9 protein-coding genes are annotated in these 9,169 nt (G+C 69.0%); 6 read left to right on the forward strand and 3 right to left on the reverse strand.

All coding sequences use genetic code 11. The features are described 5' to 3' along the window. Positions 1-9: 9 nt before the first annotated feature. The 6 genes from H537_RS0128670 to H537_RS46075 all read left to right on the forward strand — a co-directional run bounded on the left by H537_RS0128670 (position 10) and on the right by H537_RS46075 (position 6,663). Entirely contained in the window at positions 10-1,851 is a 1,842-nt protein-coding gene (locus H537_RS0128670; protein ID WP_029000609.1) for an ABCB family ABC transporter ATP-binding protein/permease, read from the forward strand. Positions 1,852-1,908: 57 nt separating this feature from the next. Further along, positions 1,909-2,811 (forward strand): amino acid ABC transporter substrate-binding protein, encoded by a 903-nt coding sequence (locus tag H537_RS0128675; protein ID WP_029000610.1) that lies wholly within the window; start codon positions 1,909-1,911, stop codon positions 2,809-2,811. 117 nt (positions 2,812-2,928) lie between these two features. Beyond that, entirely contained in the window at positions 2,929-3,675 is a 747-nt protein-coding gene (locus H537_RS0128680) for an amino acid ABC transporter permease (RefSeq protein ID WP_029000611.1), read from the forward strand. Continuing rightward, positions 3,675-4,343 (forward strand): amino acid ABC transporter permease, encoded by a 669-nt coding sequence (locus H537_RS0128685; RefSeq protein ID WP_211235097.1) that lies wholly within the window; start codon positions 3,675-3,677, stop codon positions 4,341-4,343. Before H537_RS0128680 ends, H537_RS0128685 begins: the two co-directional genes overlap by 1 nt. A 12-nt stretch (positions 4,344-4,355) precedes the next feature. Beyond that, positions 4,356-5,090, forward strand: coding sequence for an amino acid ABC transporter ATP-binding protein (locus tag H537_RS0128690; protein ID WP_029000613.1), 735 nt, complete (start codon positions 4,356-4,358; stop codon positions 5,088-5,090). A 118-nt stretch (positions 5,091-5,208) separates the two neighbouring features. Further along, the gene (locus tag H537_RS46075) at positions 5,209-6,663 is read left to right on the forward strand and encodes a DUF4384 domain-containing protein (protein ID WP_043460390.1); all 1,455 of its coding nucleotides are present in this window, start codon (positions 5,209-5,211) and stop codon (positions 6,661-6,663) included. 735 nt (positions 6,664-7,398) lie between these two features. On the opposite strand, the gene sctT is transcribed toward H537_RS46075, so the two are convergent. From sctT to sctR, 3 genes are read right to left on the reverse strand one after another with little or no spacing between them, the layout of a single operon-like run. Beyond that, positions 7,399-8,199: a type III secretion system export apparatus subunit SctT gene (gene sctT, locus H537_RS0128700; RefSeq protein WP_051243439.1), complete on the reverse strand. Its 801-nt coding sequence runs from the start codon at positions 8,197-8,199 to the stop codon at positions 7,399-7,401. 11 nt (positions 8,200-8,210) lie between these two features. Next, positions 8,211-8,480 (reverse strand): type III secretion system export apparatus subunit SctS, encoded by a 270-nt coding sequence (sctS, locus tag H537_RS0128705; RefSeq protein ID WP_029000615.1) that lies wholly within the window; start codon positions 8,478-8,480, stop codon positions 8,211-8,213. A 10-nt stretch (positions 8,481-8,490) separates the two neighbouring features. Further along, positions 8,491-9,144 (reverse strand): type III secretion system export apparatus subunit SctR, encoded by a 654-nt coding sequence (sctR, locus tag H537_RS0128710; RefSeq protein WP_029000616.1) that lies wholly within the window; start codon positions 9,142-9,144, stop codon positions 8,491-8,493. Positions 9,145-9,169: the final 25 nt, after the last annotated feature.

A 9,169-nucleotide genomic window follows, 5' to 3' on the forward strand; every position in this document is an offset into this window, starting at 1 on the left:
CTTCACATCATGCGCGCCCTGGCCCATTCCCGCGCCGCCGACCCCGCCGACCCGTCCTCCCGCCGCTCCGACTGGGGCACGCTGCGCAAGCTGTTGCCCTACCTGTGGCACTACCGCTGGCGCGTGGGCGTGGCGCTGGCCTTCATGGTGGCGGCCAAGCTCGCCAACGTCGGCGTACCGCTGCTGCTCAAGCAACTGGTTGACTCGCTCTCCATCCAGCCCGGCAGCGCCGCGTCGATGCTGGTGGTGCCGGTGGGGCTGCTGGTGGCCTACGCGGCGCTGCGGCTGTCCACCAGCGTGTTCACGGAGCTGCGCGAACTGATCTTCGCGCGCGCCACCGAGGGCACGGCGCGGCGCATCTCGCTGCAGGTGTTCCGCCACCTGCACGCGCTGAGCCTGCGCTTCCACCTGGAGCGGCAGACCGGCGGCATGACGCGCGACATCGAGCGCGGCACGCGCGCGGTGCACTCGCTGATCTCGTACTCGCTCTACAGCATCCTGCCCACGATCATCGAGGTCGCGCTGGTGCTGACGCTGCTGGCGGTGAAGTTCGACGCCGCCTTCGCCTGGATCACGGTGGCGGCGCTGGTGTGCTACGTCGCCTTCACCATCAGCGTCACCGAGTGGCGCACCAAGTACCGCCGCGAGCTGAACCAGCTCGACTCGCAGGCGCACACCAAGGCCATCGACTCGCTGCTCAACTACGAGACGGTCAAGTACTTCAACAACGAGGACTTCGAGGCCCGGCGCTACGACACCAGCCTGGAGTCGCTGCGCAAGGTCGCGCTCAAGAGCCAGAGCACGCTCTCGCTGCTCAACAGCGGGCAGCAGCTCGTCATCGCCGTGGCGCTGGTGGCCATGCTCTGGCGCGCCACGCAGGGCGTGGTGGAGGGGCGCATGACGCTGGGCGACCTGGTCATGATCAACGCCTTCATGATCCAGCTCTACATCCCGCTGAACTTCCTGGGCGTGCTGTACCGCGAGATCAAGCAGTCGCTCACCGACCTGGACCGCATGTTCCACCTGCTGGAGACGCACCGGGAGGTGGCCGACGCGCCGAAGGCGCAAGCGCTTCGGGTGAGCGACGGTTGCGTGCGCTTCGAGGACGTCTCCTTCGCCTACGAGGCGGCGCGCCCGATCCTGCAGGGCCTGAGCTTCGAGGTGCCCGCGGGCAGGACGGTGGCGGTGGTGGGGCCGTCGGGTGCGGGCAAGTCCACGCTGGCGCGGCTGCTCTACCGCTTCTACGACGTGGGCAGCGGGCGCATCACCATCGACGGGCAGGACATCCGCCAGGTGACGCAGGCCAGCCTGCGCCAGGCCATCGGCATCGTCCCGCAGGACACGGTGCTGTTCAACGACACGGTCGAATACAACATCGCCTACGGCCGCCCCGGCGCCAGCCGCGCCGAGGTGGAGGCGGCGGCGCGGGCTGCGCGCATCCACGACTTCATCGCCGCCACGCCCAAGGGCTACGACACCATGGTGGGCGAGCGCGGGCTCAAGCTCTCCGGCGGCGAGAAGCAGCGCGTGGCCATCGCGCGCACGCTGCTGAAGAACCCGCCGGTCCTGATCTTCGACGAGGCCACCTCGGCGCTGGACTCGGCCAACGAGCGCGCCATCCAGGCCGAGCTCAAGAGCGCCGCGCAGGGCAAGACGGCACTGGTGATCGCGCACCGGCTCTCCACGGTGGTGGACGCGTACCGCATCCTGGTGATGGAGCAGGGCCGCATCGTCGAACAGGGCACGCATGCCGAGCTGCTGGCGCTGCAGGGACGCTACGCGCGCATGTGGCAGCTGCAGCAAAACGGCGGTGAGGCTGCCATCGACGCGCCCGGTGGCCGGGTGGCGTGAGCTGGCGCCTAGAATGCCTTTCACAATCTTTACTCACTCCATCATCAAGGAGCCTGCATGAAGAAGACCCTGCTCGTCGCCGCGATCCTGGTGGCAGCCGGTGCCGCACAGGCCCAGTCCGACACGCTCAAGAAGGCGAAGGACACGGGCACCATCACCCTGGGTGTGCGCGAATCCTCGGGCGTGCTGTCGTACACGCTCGGCGGATCGAAGTACGTGGGCTACCACGTGGCCATCTGCGAGAAGGCGGTCGAGAACGTCGAGAAGGCCATCGGCCGCCGCCTGGAGATCAAGTACCAGCCCGTGACCTCGCAGAACCGCATTCCGCTGGTGCAGAACGGCACCGTGGACCTGGAGTGCGGCTCCACCACCAACAACCTCGCGCGCCAGAAGGACGTGGCCTTCGCCAACACCACCTTCGTCGAGACCGTGCGCATGGCGACCAAGGCCAACTCGGGCATCAACTCGGTGGCCGACCTCAAGGGCAAGACGGTGGCCACCACCACCGGCACGACTTCGGTGCAGACGCTGCGCCGCCACAAGCGCGCCGAGGGCATGGAGTTCAAGGAGGTCTTCGGCAAGGACCACGCCGACAGCTTCCTGCTGGTGGACAGCGGCCGCGCCGACGTCTTCGTCATGGACAGCAGCCTGCTCGCCGGCCTGATCGCGCGCAGCAAGAACCCCGCGGACTTCAAGATCGTGGGCGAGCCGCTGTCCGTCGAGCCCATCGCCATCATGATGCGCAAGGAAGACGAGGGCCTGCGGAAGATTGTCAACTCGACCATCGCCGAGATGACCAAGTCCGGCGAGATCAACAAGCTCTACGACAAGTGGTTCATGCAGCCCACGCCGCCCACCGGCGCCGTGGTCAAGCTGCCCATGAGCGACCTGCTCAAGGACGCGCTGAAGAACCCCAACGACAAGCCGGCCGAGGAATACGCCAAGAAGGTGGGAGCGTAAGCCCCACGGCCGTGACGACACGGCAGTAGCCGCGGGCGCGGAAAGACGCACAAGCCGTCTTCCGCGCCTTTTTCATGGTGCCGCCCCACGCGGCGCCGGGAACGGGGAGAAGAAGAAATGGCGAGCTGGGACTGGCAGGTGTTCTGCCGGAACACCATCGACGGCGAGGTCGCGCCGCGCTGCTTCGGCGGCGGGGGCGACATCACCTACCTGGACTGGATGCTCTCGGCCTGGGGCTGGACGCTGTCGGTGGCGCTGCTGGCGCTGCTGGTGGCGCTGGCGGTGGGCTCGATGGTGGGCATCCTGCGCACCACGCCCAGCCGCGCGCTGGTGTTCTTCGGCAACGCCTGGACGGAGCTGTTCCGCAACGTGCCGCTGCTGGTGCAGCTCTTCCTCTGGTACCACGTGCTGCCGGCGCTCATCCCGCCGCTGCAAGCTTTTCCCAGCTTCATCCTGGTGGTGTTCGCGCTGGGCTTCTTCACCTCCGCGCGCGTGTCGGAGCAGGTGAGGGCAGGCATCCAGGCCCTGCCGCGCGGGCAGCGCTACGCCGGGCTGGCGCTGGGGCTGACGCTGCCGCAGACCTACCGCTACGTGCTGCTGCCCATGGCGTTCCGCATCGTCATCCCGCCGCTGACCAGCGAGAGCATGAACATCATCAAGAACTCGGCCGTGGCCTTCGCCGTGTCCATCGCCGAGCTCACCATGTTCGCGATGCAGGCGCAGGAAGAGACCGCGCGCGGCGTGGAGATCTACCTGGCGGTGACGGCGCTCTACTTCGTCTCGGCGCTGCTGGTCAACCGCATCGCGCTGTCCATCGAGAAGCGGCTGCGCATCCCGGGCACGGCCGTCGGGGGGGCCAAGTGATGCTGAACCTCGACTTCTCCTTCCTGAGCTGGGACGTCGTCACCGGCTTCGTGCTCAAGGGCCTGCTGTTCTCGCTGCAGCTCACGCTGGTGGCGATGATCGGCGGCATCGTCATCGGCACGCTGCTGGCGCTGATGCGGCTCTCGGGCCGCAAGTGGCTGGTGGTGCCGGCGCAGCTGTACGTGGACACGCTGCGCTCCATCCCGCTGGTGATGGTGATCCTGTGGTTCTTCCTGCTCATCCCGCTGCTGACCGGCCGGCCGCTGGGCGCGGAGATCTCGGCCATGATCACCTTCACGGTGTTCGAGGCCGCGTACTACTCGGAGATCATGCGCGCGGGCATCCAGAGCGTGCCGCGCGGGCAGGTCTACGCCGGCTACGCCATGGGCATGAGCTACAAGCAGACCATGCAGCTGGTGGTGCTGCCTCAGGCCTTCCGCAACATGCTGCCGGTGCTGCTGACGCAGACCATCATCCTGTTCCAGGACACCAGCCTGGTGTATGCCATCGGCGCCTACGACCTGCTCAAGGGCTTCGAGGTCGCCGGCAAGAACTTCAACCGCCCCGTCGAAACCTACCTTGTCGCGGCGGTCGTCTACTTCGTGATCTGCTTCTCGCTGTCGCTGCTGGTCAAGCGGCTGCAGAAGAAGGTCGCCATCATCCGTTGAGGGAGCATCCTCATGATCGACATCAAGAACGTCAGCAAGTGGTACGGCAGCTTCCAGGTGCTCACCGACTGCACCACCAGCATCCAGAAGGGTGAGGTCGTGGTGGTCTGCGGCCCCTCGGGCTCGGGCAAGTCCACCCTCATCAAGACCGTCAACGCGCTGGAGCCCTTCCAGAAGGGCGACATCGTCGTCAACGGCGTGAGCATCGCCGACCCCAAGACCAACCTGCCCAAGCTGCGCAGCCACGTGGGCATGGTGTTCCAGCACTTCGAGCTGTTCCCGCACCTGTCGGTGACGGAGAACCTCACGCTGGCGCAGATCAAGGTGCTGGGCCGCAGCAAGGACGACGCGCTCAAGCGCGGCCTGAAGATGCTCGACCGCGTGGGCCTGACCGCCCACAAGGACAAGTTCCCCGGCCAGCTCTCCGGCGGCCAGCAGCAGCGCGTGGCCATCGCGCGCGCGCTGTCCATGGACCCGATCGTGATGCTCTTCGACGAGCCCACCTCGGCGCTGGACCCGGAGATGGTGGGCGAGGTGCTGGACGTGATGGTGCAGCTCGCCAACGAGGGCATGACCATGATGTGCGTGACGCACGAGATGGGCTTCGCGCGCAAGGTCAGCCACCGCGTGATCTTCATGGACCAGGGCAAGATCATCGAGGACTGCACCAAGCAGGAGTTCTTCGGCAACCCCGAGGCGCGCTCGCCGCGGGCCAAGGAATTCCTGTCCAAGATCCTAAACCACTGAGCCCCGAGCGCCGCCGCGCTTTGAACCCCCGGCGGCGGCGCTGCAACTGAGACAGGCATTCCAAGGCGCGCGTCCGTCGCGCCGCTCCCGTGGCCGCGAGGCCGAAAGGTTGCCTGTCATGACCCACCCGCCGCTGCTGCACCGCGCGCGCACCGCGCTGTCCCTGGCTGTGGCCGCGCTGCTGGCCGCGTGCGCGGCCACCGCGCCCGAGCCCGCCGGCCCGCCGCCCAGTGGCCGCGCGGTGGAGGACTTCTCGGCCGGGCTGCGCTGCATGGACGACCTGCTGCTGGACCACGGCGTGCGCGACCTGCCCCTGGCCGTGAGCGAGCCGTCCGACAGCGGCGGGCGCCAGTCCGTGGTGCCGCGTGACCTGCTGCAGAGCACCTTCAACGCCATGTCCAAGCGCAGCCGCGCGCTGCGGGTGACGGTGGCGGGCACCGCCGCGCAAGGCGGCGCCGGCACGGTGGTGCAGGGCGGGGTGCAGCGGCCCGATGCCGCCACCCGCGCCGTCACGCTGGGGCTGCTGTCGGCGCAGGACCGCAGCGTGCTGCCCGATGCCGCCGCCACCCAGCGCGCCACGCTGTACGGGGACGTGGCGCAGATCCGCAGCTTCGGACAGTCCTTCATCGTGCCCGCGCGCGGCGGCGACGCGCAGGCCGTGCGCGCGGCCGTGGAGGCGGCCGGCATCCAGCTCGTGGGCCGGCTCACGCGCGTGCCCTACTGGAGCTGCTTGGGCGCGGAGGCCGAGCACCCGGAAGTGGAAGCCGAGATCCGCGACTGGTACGACAGCCTCGCGGCCCGGCCCAAGGACCTGATCGGCTGGTTCCAGAACCAGCTGCGCGTGCGCGGCGTCTACGGGGGGCCGGCCGACGGCGTGGTCAACGCGCAGACCAAGGAGGCCGTCGCGCGATACCGCGAGGCGCTGGGCCTGTCGCGCGAGCCCAAGCTCACACACGACTTCCTGCGCGCCTACCTGCGCGCCGACCACCGCCAGATCGCGGCGCGCACCGCCGCGGCCCCCGCACCGTCCTCCACTGCGCAGGCCCCTGCGCCGGCACCGGTGCCCACGCCCGCGCCCGCGCCGGCCGTGGCCCAGGCGGCCCCACCTGCCGCCCCGGCCGTGGCTGCCGCGCCGGCGGCGCCGGCCGCCTCCCCGCTGGCGCTGCGCGTGGCCACGCCCAACGACGCGCTGCGCTTCGGCCGCGGCGAGCGCATCGCGCTGGACCTGCGGCCCAGCCGCGACGCCTACGTCTACTGCTTCCACCAGGACGAGCACCGGCAGGTGCGCCGTTTCTTCCCCAACCGCTTCCAGGCCGACGCGCGCGTGAACGCCGCCGCCGGGCTGCAGCTGCCGGGCGCGATGCGCTTCGAGCTGCGCATGAACGCGACGGGCGCGAAGGAGTCGGTGTCCTGCTTCGCCACCGAGCGCGACGTGCTGGCCGCGCTGCCCGCCAACATGGCGGCGGCAGACTTCACGCCGCTGCCGGTGTCGCTGGAGCAGCTGCGCGAGGCCTTCGTGCGCGCCAGTGCCGGCGCCATGGCGCACGAGCTGCTGGCGCTGCAGCCGCGTTGAGGGGATGCGCAGGGGGCACCGTCACGGTGTTCCGCTGCTTCGAAGCACGGCCCGTCTCCGGGCCATTGCTTTTAGGGCTTCACGCGGAAGTCGGCGGCGCTGGCCGGCTCACTGCCAGGCGGGCTCTTTCTGTGCCCTGCAGGCCCGCCTTGTTGCGCGGGCACAGCCTTCACCCACTCACAGGACCACCGGGCTCCCCGCGCGCGCAGGGCTGTCCGGGAAAACTCCGAGCCGCCACATCTCGTGATGCCGACCCGGTCTGCCCTCTGCTTCGTCACTCCCGCGAAGGCGGGAGTCCAGGCGGCCCCCAAGCCGCCGTAAGCAGAGCGGGTCGAACGCCGCGGGGCTTGGGTCGTGGTTCGAAGCACCCGGGCTTCGCGCTGACGTGGGGCCGCCTGAATTTCCGCCTTCGCGGGAACGACGAAGTGGCTGGCGAGGCCACCCGACGCCAGGCCAACGTTTCGCCGCTCTCCCGGGACACCAGTGCGCCTGCGCGGGGATGACGGGTGGTTGGCCCCGGCCAGCTCACGGCCAAGGCTCCAAGTGCCTTACCCCGGACAACAGTGGCCGAAGCAGATGTCCAGATTTCTGCAGCTTCACAACGCATTGCCTGAAAGCCGCCGTCCTGGCAGACGGCGGAAAAACGGATGCCCGCGTGCGCGGGCATGGCAAGCGGCCGCTTCGCGGCCGACCAATGACTGAAATCCGCTGGCGAAGACCGCGACGGCAGCGCGCTCAACCCCCGCCCAGCAGCCGCCGCACCATCTCCAGCACCACGCCGCCGCGCGACATCAGCTCGTCCTGCAGCAGCTGCACCAGCGTGGTCAGCTGCGCCAGCACGATCAGCGTGGCTGCCACCGACTTGATCGACATTGCCAACGAGAACACGTTGAGCTGCTGCGCGAAGCGGTTCATCAGGCCCAGCACGCCCTCGATCACGTAGAGCAGCAGCAGGGCCGGGGCGGCCACCAGCAGCGCCAGCAGCATGATGCGGCCGAGCTCGCCCTCGAACACCCGCACGCCGCCCTCGGCCAGCGCGCCCAGGGGCTGGCGTACCGGCCAGCGGCTGTAGCTCTCCAGCAGCGCGCCGATCAGCAGCATGAAGCCGCCGGCCGACATGAACACCCAGCCCGCCAGGCGGCCGAAGAGCGCGCCGTTGAGCGTGGTCTGGTGGCCCGAGAGCGGGTCCGTCACCTGCGCCTGCGTGGCGCCGATCTTGTTGTCGATGAGCTGGCCCGCGATCTCGAAGGCCCACAGCACGCCCGCGAACAGCAGCCCGATCGCGCCGCCCAGGAAGGCCTCCTTGAAGAACAGCAGCGCCCATGCCGAGCCCGTGAGGTTCAGCGGCCCGGCCGGCGGCTGCAACACCAGGCCCAGCAGCGCCACGGCCACGAACAGCGCGTTGCGCACCATCGAGGGCACGATGTCCGCCGTGAACAGCGGCACCAGCAGGAAGCACACCGCCACGCGCGTGACCGACAGGCCCAGCAGCAGCGCCGTGTCCGAAGCCGTGCCGAAGAGCGCCAGCGACTCCATGGCCGCCGCCCTCAGCGCACCAGGCCCGCGAAGTCGCTGAACACGCGGTCGCCGAACTGGTAGAGCCCGCCGCCCAGCAGCGAGGCCGTCACGAAGATCGTCAGCACGATGGCGAAAAACTTGAGGACGTACTGCAGCGTCTGCTCCTGCAGCTGGGTCGCCGCCTGCACGAAGGCCACCAGCAGCCCCACCACCGCCGCCACCACGATGGGCGGCGCCGAGAGCATCAGCACGAACCACAGCGCCTGCTGCGTCAGTTGCACGATCTCGCCGTGATGCATGGTTGCGTCCTCACAGATAAGTCAGGATCAGCCCGTGCGTGAGCTTGACCCAGCCGTCGATGAGCACGAACAGCAGCAGCTTGAACGGCATCGACACGGTGGTGGGCGAGAGCATCATCATGCCCATCGCCATCAGCACGTTCGAGATCACCAGGTCGATGACCAGGAACGGCAGGAAGATCAGGAAGCCGATCTCGAAGGCCACCGCCAGCTCGCTCACGGTGAAGGCCGGCACGACGACCAGGAAGTCGCGGTCGGTGATCTTGGCGGCCTGGCCCGGCGGCAGCGCGCGCTGCGCGGTCTTGAGGAAGAACTCCCGCTCCACCGCCCGGCTGTGCTTGACCAGGAACTCGCGCAGCGGCTCCTTGGCCGTGTCCGCGGCCTGCAGCATGTTCTGGGTGCTGGCGCCGATGCGGTCCATGCCCTGCAGCCGCTGGCCCATTTCCAGGCCCACGGGCGTCATGACGTAGATGCTCAGCACCAGCGCCATGCCGTTGAGCACGACGTTGGGCGGCACCTGCTGCAGCCCCAGCGCGTTGCGCAGCAGGCTCAGCACCACCACCAGCTTGGTGAAGGAAGTGACCATCACTGCGACGAAGGGCGCCAGCGCGAGCAGGACGACCGTCAGCAGGGCGGAGGAGGGGGTGAAAGAGGTGAGGTCCATCGCGCATTGGGTTGCGCGGCGGACC

Source organism: Azohydromonas australica DSM 1124 (assembly GCF_000430725.1).
In the GTDB taxonomy this organism is placed as follows: Bacteria; Pseudomonadota; Gammaproteobacteria; order Burkholderiales; family Burkholderiaceae_C; genus Azohydromonas; species Azohydromonas australica.